The sequence below is a fragment of the Pleomorphovibrio marinus genome (assembly GCF_003347495.1).
Classification (GTDB): domain Bacteria; phylum Bacteroidota; class Bacteroidia; order Cytophagales; family Cyclobacteriaceae; genus Pleomorphovibrio; species Pleomorphovibrio marinus.
In genome coordinates this window covers 281,574-302,721 of sequence record NZ_QCXY01000004.1, presented here as the reverse complement: position 1 = coordinate 302,721, position 21,148 = coordinate 281,574, and the positions used below count along the sequence as shown (strand labels likewise).

At 46.8% G+C, this 21,148-nt stretch carries 24 protein-coding genes and 1 other RNA gene; 19 read left to right on the top strand and 6 right to left on the bottom strand.

Annotation, left to right across the window (positions count from 1 at the left end):
• The first annotated feature begins 76 nt into the window (after positions 1 to 76).
• The 3 genes from DB520_RS12820 to DB520_RS12810 are packed head-to-tail and all read left to right on the top strand — an operon-like array spanning position 77 to position 2,693.
• Positions 77 to 547 (top strand): hypothetical protein, encoded by a 471-nt coding sequence (locus tag DB520_RS12820; protein WP_157972067.1) that lies wholly within the window; start codon positions 77 to 79, stop codon positions 545 to 547.
• Positions 544 to 1,971, top strand: coding sequence for a CCA tRNA nucleotidyltransferase (locus DB520_RS12815; RefSeq protein ID WP_114750114.1), 1,428 nt, complete (start codon positions 544 to 546; stop codon positions 1,969 to 1,971). The genes DB520_RS12820 and DB520_RS12815 overlap by 4 nt, the downstream gene beginning before the upstream one ends.
• 2 nt (positions 1,972 to 1,973) lie before the next feature.
• Positions 1,974 to 2,693, top strand: a complete 720-nt coding sequence (locus DB520_RS12810) for a tetratricopeptide repeat protein (RefSeq protein ID WP_114750113.1) — start codon at positions 1,974 to 1,976, stop codon at positions 2,691 to 2,693.
• A 62-nt stretch (positions 2,694 to 2,755) separates the two neighbouring features.
• On the opposite strand, the gene DB520_RS12805 is transcribed toward DB520_RS12810, so the two are convergent.
• The 4 genes from DB520_RS12805 to ffs form a co-directional block, all read right to left on the bottom strand.
• Positions 2,756 to 3,466, bottom strand: coding sequence for a cell division ATP-binding protein FtsE (locus tag DB520_RS12805; protein ID WP_114750112.1), 711 nt, complete (start codon positions 3,464 to 3,466; stop codon positions 2,756 to 2,758).
• A 4-nt stretch (positions 3,467 to 3,470) separates the two neighbouring features.
• Positions 3,471 to 3,674: a fructose-6-phosphate aldolase gene (locus tag DB520_RS12800; protein WP_114750111.1), complete on the bottom strand. Its 204-nt coding sequence runs from the start codon at positions 3,672 to 3,674 to the stop codon at positions 3,471 to 3,473.
• A gap of 95 nt (positions 3,675 to 3,769) precedes the next feature.
• Entirely contained in the window at positions 3,770 to 4,426 is a 657-nt protein-coding gene (gene fsa / locus DB520_RS12795) for a fructose-6-phosphate aldolase (RefSeq protein WP_114750110.1), read from the bottom strand.
• A 79-nt stretch (positions 4,427 to 4,505) separates the two neighbouring features.
• Positions 4,506 to 4,598: signal recognition particle sRNA small type (ffs, locus tag DB520_RS12790), an RNA gene on the bottom strand.
• A 246-nt stretch (positions 4,599 to 4,844) separates the two neighbouring features.
• Between ffs and DB520_RS12785 the strand changes: the two genes are divergently transcribed.
• The 15 genes from DB520_RS12785 to DB520_RS12715 all read left to right on the top strand — a co-directional run bounded on the left by DB520_RS12785 (position 4,845) and on the right by DB520_RS12715 (position 17,546).
• A complete protein-coding gene (locus DB520_RS12785; RefSeq protein WP_114750109.1) occupies positions 4,845 to 5,168 on the top strand; it encodes a hypothetical protein in 324 nt (107 codons plus the stop codon).
• A 669-nt stretch (positions 5,169 to 5,837) separates the two neighbouring features.
• Entirely contained in the window at positions 5,838 to 7,244 is a 1,407-nt protein-coding gene (locus DB520_RS12780) for an anthranilate synthase component I family protein (protein WP_114750108.1), read from the top strand.
• A gap of 42 nt (positions 7,245 to 7,286) precedes the next feature.
• Entirely contained in the window at positions 7,287 to 7,853 is a 567-nt protein-coding gene (locus DB520_RS12775) for an anthranilate synthase component II (protein ID WP_114750107.1), read from the top strand.
• Positions 7,854 to 7,897: 44 nt separating this feature from the next.
• A complete protein-coding gene (trpD, locus tag DB520_RS12770; protein ID WP_114750106.1) occupies positions 7,898 to 8,908 on the top strand; it encodes an anthranilate phosphoribosyltransferase in 1,011 nt (336 codons plus the stop codon).
• A 2-nt stretch (positions 8,909 to 8,910) separates the two neighbouring features.
• Entirely contained in the window at positions 8,911 to 9,729 is an 819-nt protein-coding gene (trpC, locus tag DB520_RS12765) for an indole-3-glycerol phosphate synthase TrpC (RefSeq protein WP_114750105.1), read from the top strand.
• Entirely contained in the window at positions 9,726 to 10,385 is a 660-nt protein-coding gene (locus tag DB520_RS12760) for a phosphoribosylanthranilate isomerase (RefSeq protein ID WP_114750104.1), read from the top strand. Before trpC ends, DB520_RS12760 begins: the two co-directional genes overlap by 4 nt.
• 3 nt (positions 10,386 to 10,388) lie before the next feature.
• Positions 10,389 to 11,567 (top strand): tryptophan synthase subunit beta, encoded by a 1,179-nt coding sequence (gene trpB, locus DB520_RS12755; RefSeq protein WP_114750103.1) that lies wholly within the window; start codon positions 10,389 to 10,391, stop codon positions 11,565 to 11,567.
• Between the two features lie 12 nt (positions 11,568 to 11,579).
• Complete coding sequence (gene trpA, locus DB520_RS12750; RefSeq protein WP_114750102.1) at positions 11,580 to 12,365, top strand: tryptophan synthase subunit alpha; 786 nt, start codon at positions 11,580 to 11,582, stop codon at positions 12,363 to 12,365.
• 3 nt (positions 12,366 to 12,368) lie between these two features.
• Complete coding sequence (aroF, locus tag DB520_RS12745) at positions 12,369 to 13,388, top strand: 3-deoxy-7-phosphoheptulonate synthase (RefSeq protein ID WP_114750101.1); 1,020 nt, start codon at positions 12,369 to 12,371, stop codon at positions 13,386 to 13,388.
• A 131-nt stretch (positions 13,389 to 13,519) separates the two neighbouring features.
• Positions 13,520 to 14,302, top strand: coding sequence for a phenylalanine 4-monooxygenase (locus tag DB520_RS12740; RefSeq protein ID WP_114750100.1), 783 nt, complete (start codon positions 13,520 to 13,522; stop codon positions 14,300 to 14,302).
• Between the two features lie 113 nt (positions 14,303 to 14,415).
• Positions 14,416 to 15,000: an imidazole glycerol phosphate synthase subunit HisH gene (gene hisH / locus DB520_RS12735; protein ID WP_114750099.1), complete on the top strand. Its 585-nt coding sequence runs from the start codon at positions 14,416 to 14,418 to the stop codon at positions 14,998 to 15,000.
• Position 15,001: 1 nt separating this feature from the next.
• Entirely contained in the window at positions 15,002 to 15,724 is a 723-nt protein-coding gene (gene hisA / locus DB520_RS12730) for a 1-(5-phosphoribosyl)-5-[(5-phosphoribosylamino)methylideneamino]imidazole-4-carboxamide isomerase (RefSeq protein WP_114750098.1), read from the top strand.
• 25 nt (positions 15,725 to 15,749) lie between these two features.
• Positions 15,750 to 16,505 carry an imidazole glycerol phosphate synthase subunit HisF gene (gene hisF / locus DB520_RS12725; RefSeq protein ID WP_114750097.1) on the top strand — a complete coding sequence of 252 codons (756 nt, stop codon included), beginning with the start codon at positions 15,750 to 15,752 and terminating at the stop codon, positions 16,503 to 16,505.
• An 11-nt stretch (positions 16,506 to 16,516) separates the two neighbouring features.
• Positions 16,517 to 17,122 (top strand): bifunctional phosphoribosyl-AMP cyclohydrolase/phosphoribosyl-ATP diphosphatase HisIE, encoded by a 606-nt coding sequence (hisIE, locus tag DB520_RS12720; RefSeq protein ID WP_114750096.1) that lies wholly within the window; start codon positions 16,517 to 16,519, stop codon positions 17,120 to 17,122.
• Complete coding sequence (locus tag DB520_RS12715; RefSeq protein WP_114750095.1) at positions 17,094 to 17,546, top strand: gamma-glutamylcyclotransferase family protein; 453 nt, start codon at positions 17,094 to 17,096, stop codon at positions 17,544 to 17,546. The genes hisIE and DB520_RS12715 overlap by 29 nt, the downstream gene beginning before the upstream one ends.
• A 642-nt stretch (positions 17,547 to 18,188) precedes the next feature.
• Here DB520_RS12715 and DB520_RS12710 read toward each other — a convergent pair.
• Positions 18,189 to 18,746: a DUF6252 family protein gene (locus DB520_RS12710; protein WP_114750094.1), complete on the bottom strand. Its 558-nt coding sequence runs from the start codon at positions 18,744 to 18,746 to the stop codon at positions 18,189 to 18,191.
• A 572-nt stretch (positions 18,747 to 19,318) separates the two neighbouring features.
• On the opposite strand from DB520_RS12710, the gene DB520_RS27025 reads away from it, so the two are divergent.
• Positions 19,319 to 19,489, top strand: a complete 171-nt coding sequence (locus DB520_RS27025; RefSeq protein ID WP_198675324.1) for a hypothetical protein — start codon at positions 19,319 to 19,321, stop codon at positions 19,487 to 19,489.
• A gap of 112 nt (positions 19,490 to 19,601) precedes the next feature.
• Here DB520_RS27025 and DB520_RS12705 read toward each other — a convergent pair whose 3' ends face one another.
• Entirely contained in the window at positions 19,602 to 21,119 is a 1,518-nt protein-coding gene (locus DB520_RS12705; RefSeq protein ID WP_198675323.1) for an alkaline phosphatase D family protein, read from the bottom strand.
• Positions 21,120 to 21,148 lie beyond the last annotated feature (29 nt).

Below are 21,148 nucleotides of genomic sequence, written 5' to 3'. Positions count from 1 at the left end.
TGGCAATTACGAAAGGTGTTGAAGCTTCCCTTTTCAATTAAGCTAATTTCCTTTTTCTTTGCAAATAAAAACAGCCGTGGAAAATAAGAAATGGGGGCAATATTTGAGGAAAAGCAAAACCTTATTGGTAGAAGACGGAGGAGGGCAAGGGTTAGAAATGCGCCTTTTTTCCAATCAGGAACTGCACCCGGTAGGTGAAGGGATCTATCTTCTTCACGAAATCTACCAGCTAAGATCCATTGCCTTGCCTTTTGAAGAAGTGGCTCTGGACATCATAGAATGGACCGAAAGACCTGTGGTGTACAGCTCCTATCCGTCCAAAATGCTAGAAGATGCAAAGAATCCAGATGCTTTGATTAAATTTGCATTTATCAAAGAACAATTTTGGAAGGATTTCTTGTTTAGCGCAGGTCAAATTGTCCTTTGCCAAAAAAAGATAAACACAACACCTCAGTTTAAGACTGACCAACTCTTCCCTTGGACTACTTCAAAGGCCACTGAAATGTTTCTAGGGCCTGACGGGGAGGTGAAAATTTGGAATGAATGAACGTATCTGATAAAATAGATAAGCAGGAGATATTTAAAAAGGTAGGGGAGTGTGCTGATGAATTGGGCCTAGAGACTTACGTGATAGGGGGGTATGTGAGGGATCTTTTGCTCAATAGGCCTTGTAAGGACCTTGACTTTGTATGTGTGGGAGACGGCATAGGATTGGCAAAAAGGGTGGCCAAGGCCTATGGCCCAGATGTAAGGGTGAATATCTTTAAAAACTTTGGAACTGCGAATGTAAGGGTGGGTGACTATGAGCTGGAATTTGTAGGTGCCCGAAAAGAATCCTACAGGTTTGACAGCCGCAAGCCAGTGGTGGAGGCGGGAACTCTACGAGAGGACCAAGAAAGGAGGGATTTCACCATCAATGCATTGGCCATTTCCGTCAACGCCGCAAGTTTTGGGGAGCTCTTGGATCCTTTTGATGGGATAAAGGATATGAAAAGAAAGCTCGTCCGAACCCCTGCGGATCCAGATATTACCTTTTCTGATGATCCTTTAAGAATGATGAGGGCAGTGCGGTTTGCTGCCCAGCTACACTATGACATCGAACCTGATACCTTTGATGGCATTGTGCATAACGCCCATAGGCTTGCTATCATTTCCGGGGAGCGAATCATTGATGAACTTAACAAGATTATAATGACCGATAAGCCCTCTTATGGGTTTAAACTGTTGTTTGTTAGCGGGTTGCTGAATGAGTTTCTTCCTGAAATGGTGGAGTTGCAGGGTGTGGACTCGGTAGGGGATAAGTCCCATAAGGACAACTTTTACCATACTTTGCAGGTATTGGATAACATATGTCCGTATACGGATAACCTATGGCTTAGATGGGCGGCCATCATGCATGATATTGCCAAACCTGCGACCAAGCGATTCCATCCCAAGAGTGGATGGACCTTCCATGGCCATGAGGACAAAGGGGCGAGGATGACCCCGAGTATCTTCAGAAGGCTAAAACTTCCTATGGACGAGCGTATGAAGTACGTGCAGAAATTAGTAAAATTGCACCTCAGGCCCATTGCCCTAGTGAACGACAAGGTGACGGATTCGGCAATGAGAAGGTTACTCTTCGAGGCCGGAGATGACATTGATGACCTGATGAAACTGTGCAGGGCGGATGTGACCTCCAAAAACGACACGAAGGTAAAGCGCTTCCTGTCCAATTTTGACAAGGTAGAAAAAAAACTCAAGGAGGTAGAAGAAAAGGACCAGGTCAGAAATTTTCAGCCTCCTGTCTCTGGCGATGAAATAATGATTATTTTTGGCATCAAACCCTCTAAGGTAGTGGGAGAGCTAAAAGAGGAAATTAAAGAGGCCATCCTAGATGGAAGGATAAAAAACAATAAATCGGAGGCTTTGGAGTTAATGTATTGCCTAGCCGAAAAGAAAGGATTAAAAAGGACTGAAAAACAACCGTAAATATGAAAAAGTACATTTTGATTTTATGCATGAGTGTGGCCTTTGCTGGATTGGCCGTGGCACAAGAGGATAGTCTAGCCGCAGCCGATTTGCCAAAAGTGGATACAGACAGCAATAAAGTCAGAAATCAAACCGACATGCAAATCTATCAGATGGCACTTCGCTATAATGATGTGTCGGTAGCAAAAGCCAAGCTGTATGAGCTGATGGTGAGGAATCCCAGGAACCTCAGATATGCTAACCAATTAGCCGGCATTTACTTTGAAATGGAGCAGTACGCTTCTTCAGCAATAGTGGCTCTTGATGTGTTGGAAAGAGATTCCAAAAACATCGAATCCCTTGAAATTGCTGCTTACTCGCTGGAGCAATTAGGGGCATTGGAGCGTGCGCTACCCCATTTTGAGTCCCTTCACCTGTTGTCGGGGGATTTGTTTAGCCTTTACAAGTCTGGTTATCTGCAGTATTCCCTAAAGAAGTACGACGAGGCTATGAATTCCGTGAACATGCTCATAAAGGAAAAAAAGGCGGCAGATCAAAACTTGAGCTTTCCCACGGATGACAACAATTCTCAAGAGGTAAGTATGCTTGCCGCAGCACTGAACTTAAAAGGTCTTATTTATAAGGAGCGGGGCAGCAATTCAGAAGCAAAAACCGCTTTTGAGGAGGCATTAAGCCACAACCCCGATTTTGAAATGGCCAAAAAGAACATTTCTTCCTTGTAAATACACTTACTAAATTGAAAAACAAAAAGCCGCTAGCATGGGAATGCTAGCGGCTTTTTGCCTTAATAGGAAGGATTAATACGTATTTCGGTCTCTTTGCTGTCGAGCAAGCGGCCGTTTTCACATTTTAGTATGCGATAGGGGTATTTTTTGAGAAGTTCGTAGTTGTGTGTGGCCATTAATACCGCTGTTCCCCTGCGGTTTATTTCTTGGAAAAGTTTGAAAATACCCTCAGAAACTTCCGGGTCCAAGTTTCCGGTGGGTTCATCGGCCAGCAATATAGAGGGCTCATTGAGCAAGGCTCTGGCGATCACGACCCTTTGCTGCTCTCCCCCGGAGAGTTGGTGGGGCATTTTGGAAGCCGCTCCTCCCAATCCCACACCCATCAGCACTTCTATCAGCCTGCTTTTCATTTTGGCCTTCTCCTTCCAGCCCGTAGCCCGCATCACAAAGTTGAGGTTTTCTGCCACGGTCCTATCTGGGAACAACTGAAAATCCTGAAACACTATTCCCAGTTTCCTTCTTAGGAAGGGGATTTTCTTGCTTTTGATGCCGTTGAGGTCAAAACCGGCTATGCTTGCCTCCCCCATAACCAAAGGAAGGTCTGCGTAAAGGGTCTTTAACAAGGAACTCTTCCCACTGCCGGTGCGCCCGATGAGGAAGACAAATTCCCCCTTATCTATGGTGAAGCTAAGCTCAGAAAGTACGGTGTTGATGCCTTGAAAAATAGAGGCATTCTTCACATTTACTACAGGTTCATCTGTGAAAACCATAGGCTTAAAAGGTCAACTTTTGGAGTTTGCCGAATGGAAGGTCCCTGATAAGTTGTTCCAGTTCCTTTTCTTTACCTCCCAACCCAAATTTTTCTATGTTCTTCAAGGGCCTATCTGCTCTGAAATAGGCAACAAGCACAAAATTTTCATCCCTGATTTGGATGTAATCAGGAATTTTAGCCTTTCCTTTCACTTTAATGATATACATAAGCTGAGGGGATTAAAAATGGAGGGGATTATCCAGGGACAAAGCCAAAAGGCCTTCACCTCCGTTTTACGAAGAGAAAGCCTTTGCTTTGTTAATTATTTATTGGATTTGGCGTGGTCTGCCAAGAATTGGGCCAGTCCTTTATCTGTAAGAGGGTGGTTGAGCAACCCGGTGATGACCTTTAGAGGACAGGTGACCACGTCGGCACCAATCTCCGCGCATTTTAGAAGGTGCATGGTATGCCTCAGGGATGCTGCCAAAACCTCGGTCTCATAGCCGTAGTTTTGATAGATCTGTACAATCTGCTCTATCAATTCTAGTCCGTCAAATCCGATGTCGTCTAACCTGCCAATGAAAGGGGATAAGTAGCTTGCTCCTGCCTTTGCAGCCAATATGGCCTGCCCAGCGGAAAATACCAAGGTACAATTGGTGCGTATGCCTTCGCTACGAAAATACTTGATAGCCTTTATGCCCTCCTTGATCATGGGCACCTTAACCACTATTTTGTCATCAATCTTGGCAAGCTCCTTGCCCTCTTTTACAATATTGTCAAAGTCGGTGGCGATAACCTCTGCGCTTACGTTATTATCCACGATGTCACAAATCGCCTTATAGTGGCTTTTGACCCTCTCTTCTCCGCTGATGCCCTCCTTAGCCATTAAGGAAGGGTTAGTGGTGACGCCGTCTAAAACTCCTAGGTCGTAGGCCTCTTTAATTTCATCCAAATTTGCTGTGTCAATAAAGAATTTCATAGTATAAACTGTGGTTTTTAGTTTCCGTAAATTTAGTCTAAAAATTCCAGAAGCGGGGGACAATGTCGACGGAAAAGGAAAAAAATAAGCGGCATCGCACCGCTACAACCGCCTACCCTTGCTTCCTTCCGGACCTGGGGGATTGAGCAGGAGCTGGTCGTGCCGCTTAAAAACAAAGGTACGAGTATTACCATTAGCAGCAAAATTTTCCCCTTTTTTTCATTGTCCCAAAAGTTAAAATTCTAATTATCAACCCTTATTTTTTATCTCAGTTGACAATAAAAAAGTGTGAACTTAAGTTTTTGAGTAATGTGGTATGAATTTTATGGGTATACATTCAAGATTCCGAAAGTGCATGATTTATTAGGCGCTTTCCTTACTTTTGCCCCCGAAAATCAAGTTTTTAAAAACAACAAACATGAATAAATTAAGAAGTTTAGTGTGGATAATGGTAGTGGTTATGCTGATGCAAGCATGTGTGCTTTTTAGGCCACGGGTTCCTTATTTTATGGGCATGTCCGAAAATAGGTTTTTGCGGCAAAACAGATCCGCGGTCATCAGCCAGTTGGATGGACAGAGAAAGGTGTACCGCGTAAATACCGACGACCGCTTTTATATACTTGCTACTTTTGAAAACGGTGAGCTGACAAACCTCGAGGAGAGAGAGCTTCAGCTACAGCCTGTTTGGCAGGATCAACGTATGATGGAAGGCCAGAAACAGCAGGCTCCGCCAAGGCAATAAAACCATGTATGCCGTTAAGGTTACACGGAGTTCTGAAAATTGGCATATACAGAAATCGAGCCTGTCCTGACGGCAGTCAGGGCATGACGAGCACGTCACACACTGGGATGATTATAGACTGCGAGATTCCCCCGAAGCAAGTTCCCCGAATCGAGTTCGGGGCAGGCAGGGGCAGGCTATATGGCCTTTAAAAAACAAATTATAATCATATGAAATCGAGCATGACGAGCACGTCACACACCGGGATGATTATCGTTGTGAGATTCCATGTGACCGTTGAAAAGAAAATATAAACACATGAAAGAAAAGGACAATTTGTTTTTGATAATTCTGTGGCTTGCCTATCTTTGCCAAAGCTTATGAAATCGAGCCTGTCCTGACGGCAGTCAGGGCATGACGCAAGCGACACACAGAGGGATGATTAAAATCATGCGAGATTCCCCCGAATCGAGTTCCCCGAATCGAGTTCGGGGCAGGCAGGGGCAGGCTATATGACCTCTGAAGAAAAATTTTAAACATATGAAAAACAGATATAACGTTCAAAACTGGTGGTGGCATCTTAACTTCTTATAGAGGGAGTTCAGCTTTTCATTGCCCATTTTGAAACACAATATTCAAGGCTTGCTGGAACCCCGGTAAGCCTTTTTCTTTTACATAACTGACCCAAACATGGAGATCTTTCACATAAAGACCAGGTATAAAAAGTTACTTGCGGATACCATCACCCCGGTAAGTATCTACCTTCAAATCAGGGATAGATATGCCAACCCCATATTGTTGGAAAGTTCCGATTATCATGGCCACGAAAACAGCTATTCCTATATTTGCTGCGACCCTATTGCCACTTTTTCACTTGTAAATGGGAAAATCAAGCAGCAGTTCCCAAACAGGGAAGTAGAGGAGGTGGGACTTTCCAATGGAGAAAAGGTGATGGATGCCCTTAGGAGCTTTTCGGGGAAATTTAAGTCGGATAACCTCAATTTCAAGTTTATTACCACGGGTCTCTTTGGCTACATTCAGTATGACTCCGTTCCCAATTTCGAGGAAATAAATCTCAAAAACCCGCAACCTTCTTCGGTTCCTCTCATTCATTATGCAGTGTATCGAAACATGATTGTGGTGGATCATTTCAAAAACGAACTTTATATTCTTGAGCACTATCTGGAAGGGGAAGAGAAGGAATCCGGCATTCCAAAAATTGAGATGGTGCTCAACAACAAAAACATACCCAGATATAGCTTCAGCCTTTCTGGAGAAGAATCCTCCAATTACACTGATGTGGAGTTTTTGGATATCCTTAGCAAAGGGAGGGAGCATTGCTTCAAAGGGGATGTGTTTCAGATTGTGCTGTCCAGGGCTTATACTACTGGCTTCAAGGGCGATGAATTCAATGTATACAGGGCCTTGAGATCTATTAACCCTTCTCCTTACCTGTTTTATTTCGATTATGGTTCCTACAAGATTTTTGGTAGCTCTCCTGAGGCGCAAATTGTGATCAAGGACAAGAAAGCTACTATCTACCCCATTGCGGGAACATTCAAACGTACCGGAAACGACGAAGCTGATGCGGAACTTGCCAGGAAGCTGTATGACGACCCTAAGGAAAATTCCGAACATGTCATGCTGGTGGATCTAGCCAGGAACGACCTAAGCAGGTCTTCCGAGAAGGTAGATGTAGAAGTATTTAAGGAAATTCAATATTATTCTCATGTCATCCATTTGGTGTCCAAGGTCACCGGCACACTTCCCGAAGGTACAAATCCCTTACAATTGGTTGCGGACACCTTTCCTGCAGGCACCTTATCCGGGGCTCCGAAATACCGGGCAATGGAATTGATCGACGAACTGGAGAACCAGGCCAGAAGGTTTTATGGTGGAGCCATAGGCTTTTTGGGGTTTAATGGGGACTTTAACCACGCCATATTGATCCGTTCCTTTGTCTCCGAAAACAGCCAGTTGCGGTTTCAGGCCGGGGCTGGGGTTGTGGCTAAATCATCCATAGAAAGTGAATTGCAAGAAGTTACTAATAAATTGGAAGCATTGAGGGTGGCATTAAAGACCGCAGAGGAGGTTTAAAGGCTGGCTTGGCTATGATGCGACACGCTTAACGAAACTTGAATGAAGATACTTGTACTGGACAACTACGATTCCTTTACCTATAATTTGGTTTACATAATCAGGGATTTGGGATATGGCCCTCATATGGACATATACAGAAACGACAAAATTTCCGTAGAACAGGTCGGTGAATACGACAAAATCCTTTTGTCACCTGGGCCTGGTGTGCCGGCAGACGCCGGGATAATGCCGGAGTTGATCACTGCCTATGCTGGCAAAAAAGACATTTTTGGCGTGTGCCTTGGCCATCAGGCGATAGGGGAGGCCTTTGGCTCCGGACTCACCAACCTCACGGAGGTGGTGCATGGGGTGGCCTCTGGGGTAAAGACCAAACCTGATCGCTTGTTTGAGGGGCTGCCGGAGACCTTCACCGTGGGCAGGTACCATAGCTGGGTGATAGACGAAAGTACCTTGCCCCCCGATTTGGAGATAACTGCCAAAACCCCCGATGGTCAAATCATGGCCGTAAGGCATCGGGAATACGCCATCCGTGGGGTACAATTTCACCCCGAAAGTATTCTTACCGAAAATGGGGTGAGGATCATGAAAAACTGGTTGGAAGCTTAACTTTTGGGCAATTATTGGCATGAGCCCAAGCAAACACAGAGAAAATGAAAGACATACTCAATCATCTAATCGAGCACAAAACCCTCACCAAGGAGCAGGCAAAGGAGGTACTGAAGAAAATCACGGCTGCGGAATACAACCCGAGTCAGATAGCGGCCTTCCTTACCGTTTACCTGATGAGGAGCGTGCGTGTGGAAGAGCTTATGGGCTTTAGGGAAGCGATGTTGGAACTTTGTATTCCCGTAGAGATTCCCGAATACGGGGCGATAGACCTTTGTGGCACCGGGGGAGATGGCAAAGATACCTTTAACATTTCCACACTGGCATCCTTTATCGTGGCAGGTGCAGGCCAGCATGTGGCCAAACATGGCAATATTGGCGTAAGTTCTGTTTGTGGATCATCCAACCTGTTGGCCCATTTCGGCTATGAATTTACCAACGATATAGGGAAAATAAAAAAGAGCCTGGATCAGGCCAATATCTGCTTTTTGCATGCGCCGCTCTTCCATCCGGCCATGAAAAACGTAGGACCCATCCGAAAAGAGCTTGGAGTCAAAACATTTTTCAATATGTTGGGACCCATGGTAAATCCCAGTTTCCCCAAAAACCAACTGGTGGGCGTGTTTAGCCTGGAATTGGCCAGGCTTTATGCTTATCTTTACCAAAACAACCAACAGCAGTTTTCTATCATCCATTCCCTGGACGGGTACGATGAAATTTCCCTGACGGGCAAATTCAAAATGATTTCCAACAGCGGGGAAAGAATTTTGGCCCCCGAGGATCTTGACCTGCCAGAAGTCCATCCCGGGGATATCAAGGGGGGAGAAACGGTTGAGGCTTCTGCAAAGATCTTCGAGAAAATCTTAAAAGGGCAGGGAACTGCCCAACAGGATGCAGTGGTAATCGCTAACGCAGCAGCAGCACTGGCCACAGCTCGTGCCGAGTTATCCCTAGAAGATGCCAAAGCCAAGGCCACGGAATCCCTCAAAAGTGGGGAGGCCCTAAAAGTATTTAAAACCTTGTTGGATCCAAAGACCATCCTTTCATCCCAGTGACCATGAATGTATTAGATAAGATTGTTGCCCATAAAAAACAAGAAGTTGCGGAGAGAAAAGCCTTGGTACCTGTAAAGCTTTTGGAGAAAAGTATCTACTTCGGTACCCAGACCGTTAGCATGAGGAAATATTTGCTAGACCCCGAGAAAACGGGCATCATTGCGGAATTTAAACGAAAATCCCCCTCCAAGGGCTGGATAAACCCCAGTGCCAAAGTGGAAAAGACCACCATTGGCTATATGCAGGCTGGCGCCTCTGCCTTGTCAGTCCTTACCGATGAGCATTTTTTTGGTGGAAGCACGGAGGATTTAAAGCAGGCTCGGAAATTCAATTTTTGCCCCATTCTAAGAAAGGAGTTCATCCTAGATGAATACCAGCTTATCGAAGCGAAATCTATGGGTGCAGACTGTATTTTGCTGATTGCCGCCATTTTGGAACCGGAACGCCTGGCCAGCTTGGCTAAATTTGCACATGAGTTGGGCATGGAGGTGTTGATGGAAGTACATGATCTGAAAGAACTTGACCGTTCCCTTAATGAGCACTTGGACGTGGTGGGGGTGAACAACAGGAATCTCAAAACTTTTGAAGTGAGCGTGGAAACCAGCCTCTCCTTAGTGGAAAAGATCCCTGAAGGTTTTGTAAAGATTTCCGAAAGCGGAATTTCCTCGCCCCAAACCTTGATCACGCTATTGGAGGCGGGTTACCAGGGATTTCTCATAGGGGAGAGTTTTATGAAAAATATTCGACCCCATCAGGCCGCCTATAATTTCATGAACGATTTTAGAACCTTATTATCTGAAAAGACACTGAACGCACTATGATCATCAAGGTTTGTGGGATGCGGGAAAGGGAAAATATACTGGGCCTCCTAAAGGCGCCGGCTCCCGACTGGATGGGAATGATTTTCTATCCCCCATCCTCCCGCTATGTGGAAAGGCCTTCAGTTCCCGCTGCCTTTTACGCTGCTTTGCCCGTAGAAAAAGTTGGAGTTTTTGTCAATGAACTCCCCGCAACTATAAAACATAAGGTAGAGGAATATGGGCTTTCCAAAGTGCAATTGCATGGGGATGAGTCCCCAGAACAGATGGATAGGTTGAAAAAGTTGCTGAACATAGAGGTGATTAAGGTGTTTCGGGTAGGCAATGTCTGGGAGTGGGATAGAGTTACCCCTTATTTGGATCTTGCAGACTGGTTTCTCTTTGACACGGAGACACCCCAATATGGGGGATCCGGAAAGCGCTTTGACTGGGGGATTATTCACAGCTACCCTTTTGACAGGCCTTTCTTGTTGAGTGGGGGAATTGACGAAGGGCATATGGAGGCGGTGCTGGCGCTGGCCAAAGAACAGCCCATGATGAAAGGTGTAGATATTAACTCCAAGTTTGAACAAGCCCCGGGGCTTAAGGAGTTAGATAAAGTAAAAAGATTTATTCATTCCATTCGATCTCCGGAACATGCCGGAGGTGAAAAGCAATAAGCTATGATCGCAGTAGATGAAAATGGATTTTACGGGAAATTTGGCGGTGCCTATATTCCGGAAATGTTATATCCAAATATTGAGGAACTGAGAGAAAATTACTTGGAGATCACCACGAGTGCGGATTTCCAGGAAGAGTTCAGGTCCTTGCTGAAAGATTATGTGGGTCGGCCCACTCCCTTGTTTTTTGCCGGCCGGCTTTCTGAGAAATATGGTGCTAAGATATACCTTAAACGGGAAGACCTTTGCCATACCGGGGCCCATAAGGTAAACAACACCGTGGGCCAGATCATATTGGCCAAGAAGCTAGGCAAAAAAAGGATAATCGCAGAAACCGGTGCAGGGCAACATGGGGTGGCCACTGCCACGGTATGCGCCTTGATGGGCATGGACTGTACTGTATACATGGGAGAGGTGGATATGGCAAGGCAAAAGCCCAACGTGGAGCGTATGCGTATCTTGGGAGCCAAGGTGGTGCCCGCCACCTCCGGCAGCAAAACCTTGAAAGACGCCACCAACGAAGCCATGCGGCAATGGATAAATAACCCTGTGGACACCCATTATATCATCGGATCTGTGGTGGGGCCCCATCCTTATCCGGAAATGGTAGCCAGGTTCCAGTCCGTGATCAGCGAGGAGATGAAGTTGCAACTCCTTGAAAAAGAGGGTAGGGAAAACCCGGACTTGGTGATTGCCTGTGTGGGAGGAGGAAGTAATGCGGCAGGTGCTTTTTATCATTACTATAACCAGCCTGAAGTACGGCTGATAGCCGTGGAAGCTGCCGGTCTTGGGATCTCTTCCGGGAAATCCGCTGCCACCACCTTGCTTGGAAAACCAGGCATCCTGCATGGTAGCCGTACCTTGCTGATGCAGACCGAAGATGGTCAGGTGGTGGAACCTCATTCCATATCCGCTGGCTTGGACTATCCGGGCATAGGGCCCGTACATGCCCATTTGTTTGACAGTGGAAGGGGTGAATTTGTGGCGGTAGAAGATGAAGCAGCTATGCAGGCTGGTATTATGCTGAGCAGGTTGGAGGGAATCATTCCTGCGATAGAATCCGCCCATGCCTTTTCGGCCCTGGATCAAATTAAATTCAACAAGGAGGATGTGATTGTCATTAACCTTTCCGGCAGGGGGGACAAGGACCTGGAAACCTATATCAAATGGGGTAATTATTAAGCTGAAAGATACATGAACAGAATAGATAAACTTTTCAAGGACAAAAAAAAAGATATTTTATCCATCTATTTCACCGCTGGTTTCCCGGAACTGGAAGATACCCTGCCTATTATGAGGGCATTGGAGAAGGCCGGGGCGGATATTATAGAATTGGGCGTGCCTTACTCAGACCCAATTGCGGATGGACCTACCATTCAGGATAGCAATACCCTTGCTTTGCAGAATGGAATGAGCCTTAACAAACTGTTTGAACAGCTTGCCAAGATGAGGGAGGATATCTCCTTGCCGGTAATAGCCATGGGTTATTTAAACCCCGTGGTACAATACGGAATAGAGAAATTCTGCAAAAAATGCCAGGAAGTGGGTGTGGACGGACTTATTATCCCTGACTTGCCAATGAAGCAATACATCAGTGAGTACAAGGATGTTTTTGATGCATATGGACTTAGAAACACCTTTCTTATCAGCCCCCAGACCAGCGAGGATCGCATCCGGGAAATAGACAAGCATTCCGATGGGTTTATCTATATGGTTTCTTCTGCAAGCATCACGGGTGCCAAATCAGGTATCAGCCAAGAACAAATCACCTATTTTGAAAGGATCCAAAAAATGGGGCTTTCTAACCCCCGATTGATAGGCTTCGGGATATCCGACAATGAGACCTTTTCCACAGCGGCAAAATACGCACATGGTGCTATTATAGGCAGTGCATTTATCAATCTGCTGAAAAAGGCCAAAAAAGAAGGGGAGCTTTCAGGAGTCATAACGTCTTATATCAAAAAAGTAAAAGGAGAGTAGCGCATGATCATTCAATTACAGCCGGGAATCAGTGCCAGGGACAGGGAGGCCCTTATGGACCAGGTCAATAAAGTTGGCTATAAAATCACCCAGGTGAAGACCCAAGCAGGAGAATACCTTATAGGCATAGGCAAGGGGGAGTTTGACATCCGTAGCATAGGCCATCTCAATGGCATCCAGGATATACATATCGTTTCCGATGATTACAAGCTGGTGTCCAAGAAATGGAAAGTGAAACCCACCTCTATTGACTTGGGAGATGGGGTTAGCATAAAAGACGGGGACATGGCGGTTATCGCCGGGCCCTGCTCCATTGAATCCGAAGAGCAAATCCAACATACCATAGCCCATTTGAAATCCAACCGCATCAACCTTATGCGGGGAGGGGTTTTCAAACCCAGAAGCAGTCCTTACTCCTTTAGGGGAATGGGTATGGAGGGGCTGAAATTATGGTACAAGCATGCCAAGGCTGCCGGCATCAAAATAGTGACAGAGGTGATGCAGGTATCTCAAATTGAGGAAATGCACGACTATGTGGATGTTTTCCAAGTCGGGGCTAGAAACACCCAAAATTTCAACCTATTGGATGAGCTGGGAAAGATTGATAAGGCAGTCATGATCAAGAGGGGTATTTCCGGAACCATAGAGGAATTATTGCAGTCTGCGGAATATGTTTTTTCTGGTGGTAATGAAAAGTTGATCCTATGTGAACGGGGAATCAGGACCTATGAAAAGGCCAGCCGAAACACTCTGGACCTGAATGCAGTACCTATTTTAAAGACCAAATCACATCTCCCTGTGGTGGTGGATCCCTCCCATGGCATCGGGATAAGGGACTACGTGGCCCAAATGGCACTGGCAGGAGTGATGGCTGGGGCGGATGGCGTCATCTATGAAGCCCACGAAGATCCGGATAATGCCTATTCCGATGGGCAGCAAACCTTGAACTTTGCCCAAAGTGCCCTGCTGGCTGATCAGATACGCAAAACTTTCGCCATGCGGAAAACTTTCCCCCTTTTGTAAGTGTACAGGGTTTTACCTTCCCCCGGAAGATAAATCAGAAATACAAAACCGCCACCCCTTAGTTGCCGTAAATTTATACTAGGGCACATTAGATTGTGCCCAGTCTTTTTTAATTGAAAACCGAACCAACAATGCTCTTACCCGATGCACAACGGATATTGTCCGATCCACGATTAAAGGACCTGAACCAAGATTATAATGCCTACACCGAGGAGGATTATGAGGTTTGGAAGATCCTTTTTGAAAGACAATATAAAAACTTGCCAGAGGCTGCTTCAAGCGCCTATCTTCAGGGCTTGGAACAAATAGGGTTTTCTCCTTCGGAGATTGCCAATTTCAATAAAGTGAACGAAACCCTGGCTAAGTGCACCAAGTGGTCGGTCCAAGTAGTACCGGGACTGATCGATGATGACCTGTTTTTCGGCCTGCTCTATCACAAGCGTTTCCCCTCTTCCACTTGGCTAAGGAAAAAAGAGCAATTGGAGTACTTGCAGGAGCCTGATATGTTTCATGACGCATTTGCCCATCTCCCTTTGCTCACCAATCAGCCCTATGTGGACTTCCTTTCCAACTTGGCAAAAATTGCCCTGAAAAACATGGACAACCCCTTGGCCATAGAGCTGCTTTCCAGGATGTATTGGTTTACGATAGAGTTTGGCCTGATCCGGGAAAATGGGGCACTGAAAGTGTATGGGGCAGGCATCCTAAGCTCCGCCGGGGAAACCAAATACTGCCTCTCTAAGGAACCCAAACACCTTGACTTTAAGGTGGAAACCATCCTGAACAACCCCTATTGGAAAAACCGTTTCCAAGACCGGTATTATGTGATTGACAGCTATGAACAACTGTACGACTCCATTCCGGAAATAGAGGAATGCTTGGAGCATATTTTGAAAAAGCCGGAAGATAGCTGAAAGGCAGTTTGGAAATATTCTTTGGAAAGTTATCTTCCCAAGGCTAAAACCAGTAATTTAGCACCCTTTAAAAGCCAGGAATCGAAGGAAACTTTTATTTCCCTTATAAATATATGCAAGTAGCAGTCATTAAATACAATGCAGGAAACGTGAGGTCCGTGCTCTATGCCATGGAAAGGTTGGGCGCCAAGGCTGAACTAACCGACGACCCGGACACCATCCTTCAGGCGGACAAGGTGATTTTCCCAGGACAAGGCGAGGCCAAAAGCGCCATGAAGTACCTTAGGGAACGTGAGCTGGACCAACTGATCCAATCCCTTAAACAGCCTTTTCTAGGGATTTGCCTGGGGCTTCAACTGCTCTGTGAGTATTCCGAGGAAAAGGATACCACCTGCCTTGGCATTTTCCCAATACAGGTGAAGAAGTTTCCAGCCAGGGAAAAGGTGCCGCATATAGGCTGGAACCTGCTTACCGACACTAGCACCCCTCTTCTCAGTGACCTGGGGGAAAACCCCTTTGCCTATTATGTGCATAGCTACTATGCGGAACTTCATCCCGAGTTCACCATTGCCAAAACCCACTATATGCTGGACTTCTCAGCCTTGCTGCACAGGGACAACTTTTTTGCTATGCAGGCACACCCGGAAAAAAGCAGTCTGACAGGAGAAAAGATTCTTAAAAACTTTCTAGCACTGTAATATGGAAATTATACCGGCCATAGATATCATAGGGGGTAAGTGCGTAAGGCTTACTCAGGGCGACTATGCCCAGAAAAAGGAATATGCCAAGGATCCTCTGGAAGTTGCCAAACGATTTGAGGATGCAGGAATCCGAAGACTGCATTTGGTAGACCTGGATGGGGCAAAGGCCAAGAAAATCGTCAACTTAGAGGTGCTATCCCGCATTTGTGAACATACTACCTTGCAGGTAGATTTTGGGGGAGGGGTGAAATCTACCACCGACTTGGAAAAAGCCCTGAATGCAGGGGCCGCCCAGGTCACCGGGGGAAGTGTGGCCGCCCAGGATCCGGAACTATTTGCCTCCTGGCTCAGTACATATGGGGGAGACAAAATCATCCTCGGAGCCGATGCCAAGGATCGTAAAATTGCGATCTCAGGTTGGCAGGAGACCACCGCTGAAGATGTACTGACCTTTATTGCCGATTACGTGAAGAAGGGGGTGAGCTATGTGATCTGCACCGACGTAGCCAAGGACGGCCTGCTTCAGGGGCCTTCCATCGCCCTGTACCGGGAAATCATAGCGGAAGTGCCGGGTGTAAAGCTTATCGCCAGTGGAGGAGTGGCGAGGGTAAGTGACTTGGAGGCCCTGGAGGAAATTGGAGTGTATGGATGCATAGTGGGCAAGGCTTACTATGAACAAAGGATCACATTGGAACAACTGGCGGGCTTTGTACGTGGCTAGTCCGGTTACCTAAGAGCGAAAAATTATGCTGACAAAAAGAATTATACCTTGCCTGGACATCAAAGACGGCAGAACCGTGAAGGGGGTGAACTTCGTGGAACTTAGGGATGCTGGAGATCCGGTAGAACTGGGTAAGCTCTATGCCTTGGAAGGTGCCGATGAATTGGTCTTCCTGGACATCACTGCTACCGTGGAAAAACGCAAGACCCTGGTAGAGCTGGTAACCAAAGTGGCCAAAACCATCAATATCCCGTTTACCGTGGGTGGAGGTATCTCTACTGTGGAGGACGTAAAGGCCTTACTCAATGCCGGGGCAGATAAGATCAGCGTCAACTCATCCGCGGTAAAGCATCCTGAAATCGTGGACCAGATGGCAGCGGAGTTTGGCAGCCAATGTATAGTGGTAGCCATAGACACCAAAAATATAGACGGTGTGGACTTTGTACATACCCATGGAGGGCGGAAACCCACCCTGAAAATCACCCAGGAATGGGCGAAGGAGGTGATGGAGCGAGGTGCAGGAGAAATACTCCTTACCTCCATGGACCACGATGGCACCAAGTCCGGGTTTGCTAATGGCATCACCTCGGAAATTTCCTCTGCCCTAAGTATCCCTGTTATTGCCTCCGGAGGGGCTGGCAAAATGGAACATTTCAAGGATGTGTTTACAGCAGGAAAAGCCGATGCAGCCTTGGCGGCCAGTATTTTTCACTTCAAGGAAATCCCCATTCCGGACTTGAAAGCCTACCTTGACAGGGAGGGAGTTACCATACGGATATAAATGAAGCAATCATGGAAGAGTTAGCGATAGACTTTGAGAAAGGAGAGGGCCTGGTACCGGCCATTATACAGGACGTGGACACCAAAAAGGTGCTGATGTTGGGCTATATGAATGAGGAAGCCTTAGCCAAATCCACGGAAAGCGGCAAGGTGACCTTCTTTAGCAGAACAAAGGACAGGTTATGGACGAAGGGAGAGACCTCCGGAAATTTTTTGACCATCCATGATATACAGGTGGACTGCGACAAGGATACCTTACTGATTTATGTGAAGCCCACAGGCCCTGTGTGCCATAAGGGGGACGATACCTGTTTTGCCGACACGAACCGGTCCAAAACCTACTTTATTGATAGGCTCAGGGAGATCATTAAGGACAGAAAGAACAACCCCTCGGACACTTCCTACACCGCTTCCCTATTTAATAAGGGCATCAACAAGGTGGCCCAGAAAGTAGGGGAGGAGGCCGTGGAAATCGTAATAGAGGCGAAGGACGACAATAAGGAACTTTTTATGGGTGAGGCAGCCGACCTGTTGTTCCATTATTTGGTCCTGCTGGAGGCAAAGGGCTATGAACTGGATGAGGTGATGGATGTGCTTGTCCAAAGGCACAGGAAGTAATAGCACCATGGCTCTGGACAAGCTTTTTGTATATGGTACCTTGCTAAGCGAGCTGGGTCATCCTATGTCCCACAGGCTTAAGAAGGAGGCCGTATGTATCGGCAAGGGCTACCTCTGGGGGCATCTTTACGACCTTGGGGAATACCCCGGCCTTATACCGGGAGAGGAGGGGCAGTCCAGGGTATACGGAGAAGTGTATCAATTGCAAGATCCTGAAAGATCCCTACGCTGGCTGGATGCCTATGAAGGTATCGGGGAAGGGGAGCTGGAACCCTGGGAGTACGAGCGTATGGTGTTAAAGGTGTTTTTAAGAGATGCTGGAGTATGGGAAGACTGTTGGGTCTACCTGTATGTGCTTTCCCCTGAGCAACTTCCCCTAATCGAACAAGGGGATTATTTGGCATTTAAAAAGCTGCTGGATTAGGTTGTTTTTTTACTGATTTTCACAAAAGGATCCAAACGAGGAATCTAGGACTTCCACAAAAACAACTACAAACGCAAGTCCCTGGAAAAAACCTGGGATTGCTTCCTTCACAATCCCAGAAGGCTGGTATTTTTATAGCAAACGACCCTTACGATCGATATCCAAACCCCAGCCGGGGTTATATTTTGCTGAATGTGGTTATGAAATCGAGCCTGCCTGGACGGCGGTCAGGCATGCCGAGCACGTCACCCACCGGGATGCCCCGTAGCTATCGGGGGTTACGAGATTCCCCCGACGCAAGTTCCCCGAAACGAGTTCCCCGAATCAAGTTCGGGGCAGGCAGGGGCAGGCCATGTGCCCAATAAGAAACAATTATAAACACATTAAATTACAGCCAATTCTATTGCCTTGGAATGCCCATTGGTGTCCCATTTTTTAGCCGGTGGCCGTAATTGCTATCGGCAGCACCTTTTGGGTTTTATAATATCATCCTCCCGGGATTGGATTGCAATGGAAAGTTGGTAGTCGATCCATCGAATGTTGAAACGCTTATAAGAAGAGCCTTGACCACAGGCTACCTAATGCATCCTTATTAAATTTTGTTAGAACAACAACAATGACCACCCAAATTTTTTGGCTGGATTACTGCCTGGGCACCGCACTGAACTCCCCATCGGTCACCGAAATGGTCTCGCCCAGGTTTCCTTCATCGTCAAGGCGCACTGCGGTAAAGGAAAAGTTGCCTTCAATCCGCTCATCGGAGGACGAAGTGATTTCTAATTCTCCCGTGGTGTCACCGATGCCGACCGTATAACTGTCTGACTGAAAGGGTCCGTCCACATAGTATTCGAATGAAGCCATATAAATGTCATCCAACTGATTTCCAGGGTTTATTCCCAGTTCGTAGGTGCCTGTCTCCGGTCGGTCTATAGGTTCGTTGCCCACCTGCGTAAAAGAGACGCTGAAAGTGATAGGGTCCTGGTCGAGCATGGTAATGTCCCAGGTGTGGATTCCGCTCATTTCAAATGCCCTGAAATCTGCTATTCCGGAATATTCTCCTTCCACCTCACCCGAGACTTGGAAGGACACGCTTCCATTATGTTCTCCGGGAATATCGGGGGAGCCGTCGTCATCACTAGAGCAGGCGGATAAGATGAAAAATGAACCAAACAAGATTAGGATATTTGTAATGATCTTCATAAGAAATTATTTTTTTTAATTCGCTGAATTGTCTAATGTATGCAAAATATGGCCCCTTACCTAATTTTGGTGTTCCTGTATGCGATATACAATTCCGATTACTAATGGGCAATTGTCAATGATTTAGGATAATGTAGAACCTAGGAAAAATAAAATCAATTACAGGGATTGAGAGGGTGCGAGATGAAGGCAAAGAATAATATTTTCGTGTCCATACCAGAAATCCGATGGGCTTCAACAAAAATAGCCTTGGGTTTTAACCGAGGGTTTAGAAATGAAAATGCCAATTGCAGCAGGGGTTGAACCCAATGAACACGGTCAAATCAAAATGGCATAGAACCACCCAAGAAGACCATCCCCAGCAACCCGGTTTTTTGTTCCACCCGCTTCGGGGAGGTTACGCCACTCAATATCCACGGGCTTTGGCCCGCGGTAATTGTTGTTTCAGCCCTTCGGGCTTCGGTCTACAGTAGATGTACACAATACTTCACACGGCAGCACCCAGACCCGAAGGGTCGACACAGTAACACGGACGAAATGACACCCCGTCTCTATCCCCAACCCCGGACGAGATGAGCGGGTTTGTGCTTGACCAGGGTTTCTTTGATGAAATCGAGCCTGCCTGGACGGCAGTCAGGCATGACGAGCACGTCACACACCGGGAGGATTATAGAGCATGCGAAGATTCCCCCGAAACGAGTTCCCCGAAGCAAGTTCGGGGCAGGCAGGGGCAGGCTATATGACCTATTAAAAACAAATATAAACACATGAAAAAAAGAGACTTATAGTTCAGCTTATTTTCATCCACTCAAATCTTTTCCTCTGTCAGCGAGAGCCAATTCATCTTAAATTTCCCTAGTTACCCTGACCACTATAGGAATAGAGCCCCTCCCCATATTCGTCAAAGAAATCAAAGCTTATGCTGGGGCCATCGCTGCCTGCCCCTACCTTGACCCTCAAGAATCCTCCGGAAGGCTCCACACTGGTATAAGGTTGGATAATTAGTCCATCCGGGTCATTGGAGTTTTGGGTGCCTGGATCCACGCCCAGCCTAGAGTTCTGATCCACCATAGCTCCGCAACTGAATTCCTGGAACCCCGTCGGATGAATGGAGTGGTATTGCCAGTGCCGGTCTCCGGTAATGATAAAGAAGGATTCCCTATCAAAATCATTGGCTACCAGCCAGTTAAAAAAATCCATTCCCTCTGTAAGGAACCCATCGGGGTTGGTATGGTTGTCCTTTTTCCCTGCCCCGTCGGGACCTATCATAGGTGTAGGGGTCACCAGGATCTTATAGGTGGCATCGCTTTCGGACAGGGTGTTTTTCAGCCATTGCTTTTGCTCTTCCCCCCAAATGGTTTTGTCCGGACCATCCGGCCACTCATTGGGGCTGCGGTAATCCCTACCCTCTACCATCCAGAGCTGTAGGTGCTTGTTGACCCTCACTGTCCTATAGGTGATGGGGTCTTCTTCTTCTGGATCCACCACAGGTACCTGTTCGAGAAAGGTTTTGATCCCCAACTCATTGGAGGGGTTAGCACCAAACCGGGGATGAACGGCCGTGGTATCTGAGTCGTCAAAGCGGTGGTCATGGTCGTCCTTCATCCAGAAGATGGGGATTTCGGCAAACATCTTCCTTATTCTGGGCATAAAAAACTGCCTGTGCCACATGGCCCTCATCTCTTGCAGGGTCTTCACCTGGTAGTTGTCGGGATGATCGTAATATACATTGTCCCCATTGCCGATAAAGAAATCCGGCTGCTTGGCAAGTATGCTTTCGAAGCCGTGAAAGCCTTCATATTTGTCCTCACCTCGGTAGGCTTCTGTGCCCTGGGAGGAGGCCTTGCCAAACCCACCGCCTAGGTAAAACCGGGCCAGATGTGAACCTGTCACCATCACAAAGGAAACCTCTGTTTCGGAATCCTTGGCTGGGAGTGTGCTGAAATTTTGTACCCGGCTGGGCCTATGCACGTCTTCTTCCGGGCCATAGGTAACCCTGTAGTAGTAGGTAGTACCGGGAGAAAGTCCAGTGGCCTTGTATTTGGCTATAAAGTCATTTTCCGGTAATGCCAATATCCAAGGAGAGCTTAAAGCATCCCGGAATTGAGGGTCTGTACCTATTTCAAACTTGATTTTACCCTCTTTTCCCTCCAGGTCGGTGGACATGAAAAGGGCAGGGTCGTGGATGTCTTCGTAAATAATGGTGTCCGAGGCGGCTAGCCTTGCTTGAAGGAGGATGCTTTCCTGCATGGGCTCACCCGCCATCAGATAGTGGAGGTGGGTGTCCCATTCCTCCTGCTCCTTGCTGTCGCAATTCGAAAATAAAAGAATGCATGAAAGTAAAAACACGCCTTTTAATAAAGAAAGCTTCATAGTTGTTTGATCATTGGGTATTTTGTAAC

What these genes read in the sequence shown, in the direction of transcription:
- DB520_RS12815 (WP_114750114.1), top strand. Translation starts at nt 544, where the DNA reads ATGAACGTATCTGATAAAATAGATAAGCAGGAGATATTTAAAAAGGTA.
- DB520_RS12810 (WP_114750113.1), top strand. Translation starts at nt 1,974, where the DNA reads ATGAAAAAGTACATTTTGATTTTATGCATGAGTGTGGCCTTTGCTGGA.
- DB520_RS12805 (WP_114750112.1), bottom strand. Translation starts at nt 3,466, where the DNA reads ATGGTTTTCACAGATGAACCTGTAGTAAATGTGAAGAATGCCTCTATT.
- DB520_RS12800 (WP_114750111.1), bottom strand. Translation starts at nt 3,674, where the DNA reads ATGTATATCATTAAAGTGAAAGGAAAGGCTAAAATTCCTGATTACATC.
- fsa (WP_114750110.1), bottom strand. Translation starts at nt 4,426, where the DNA reads ATGAAATTCTTTATTGACACAGCAAATTTGGATGAAATTAAAGAGGCC.
- DB520_RS12785 (WP_114750109.1), top strand. Translation starts at nt 4,845, where the DNA reads ATGAATAAATTAAGAAGTTTAGTGTGGATAATGGTAGTGGTTATGCTG.
- DB520_RS12780 (WP_114750108.1), top strand. Translation starts at nt 5,838, where the DNA reads ATGGAGATCTTTCACATAAAGACCAGGTATAAAAAGTTACTTGCGGAT.
- DB520_RS12775 (WP_114750107.1), top strand. Translation starts at nt 7,287, where the DNA reads ATGAAGATACTTGTACTGGACAACTACGATTCCTTTACCTATAATTTG.
- trpD (WP_114750106.1), top strand. Translation starts at nt 7,898, where the DNA reads ATGAAAGACATACTCAATCATCTAATCGAGCACAAAACCCTCACCAAG.
- trpC (WP_114750105.1), top strand. Translation starts at nt 8,911, where the DNA reads ATGAATGTATTAGATAAGATTGTTGCCCATAAAAAACAAGAAGTTGCG.
- DB520_RS12760 (WP_114750104.1), top strand. Translation starts at nt 9,726, where the DNA reads ATGATCATCAAGGTTTGTGGGATGCGGGAAAGGGAAAATATACTGGGC.
- trpB (WP_114750103.1), top strand. Translation starts at nt 10,389, where the DNA reads ATGATCGCAGTAGATGAAAATGGATTTTACGGGAAATTTGGCGGTGCC.
- trpA (WP_114750102.1), top strand. Translation starts at nt 11,580, where the DNA reads ATGAACAGAATAGATAAACTTTTCAAGGACAAAAAAAAAGATATTTTA.
- aroF (WP_114750101.1), top strand. Translation starts at nt 12,369, where the DNA reads ATGATCATTCAATTACAGCCGGGAATCAGTGCCAGGGACAGGGAGGCC.
- DB520_RS12740 (WP_114750100.1), top strand. Translation starts at nt 13,520, where the DNA reads ATGCTCTTACCCGATGCACAACGGATATTGTCCGATCCACGATTAAAG.
- hisH (WP_114750099.1), top strand. Translation starts at nt 14,416, where the DNA reads ATGCAAGTAGCAGTCATTAAATACAATGCAGGAAACGTGAGGTCCGTG.
- hisA (WP_114750098.1), top strand. Translation starts at nt 15,002, where the DNA reads ATGGAAATTATACCGGCCATAGATATCATAGGGGGTAAGTGCGTAAGG.
- hisF (WP_114750097.1), top strand. Translation starts at nt 15,750, where the DNA reads ATGCTGACAAAAAGAATTATACCTTGCCTGGACATCAAAGACGGCAGA.
- hisIE (WP_114750096.1), top strand. Translation starts at nt 16,517, where the DNA reads ATGGAAGAGTTAGCGATAGACTTTGAGAAAGGAGAGGGCCTGGTACCG.
- DB520_RS12715 (WP_114750095.1), top strand. Translation starts at nt 17,094, where the DNA reads ATGTGCTTGTCCAAAGGCACAGGAAGTAATAGCACCATGGCTCTGGAC.
- DB520_RS12710 (WP_114750094.1), bottom strand. Translation starts at nt 18,746, where the DNA reads ATGAAGATCATTACAAATATCCTAATCTTGTTTGGTTCATTTTTCATC.
- DB520_RS27025 (WP_198675324.1), top strand. Translation starts at nt 19,319, where the DNA reads ATGAGCGGGTTTGTGCTTGACCAGGGTTTCTTTGATGAAATCGAGCCT.
- DB520_RS12705 (WP_198675323.1), bottom strand. Translation starts at nt 21,119, where the DNA reads ATGAAGCTTTCTTTATTAAAAGGCGTGTTTTTACTTTCATGCATTCTT.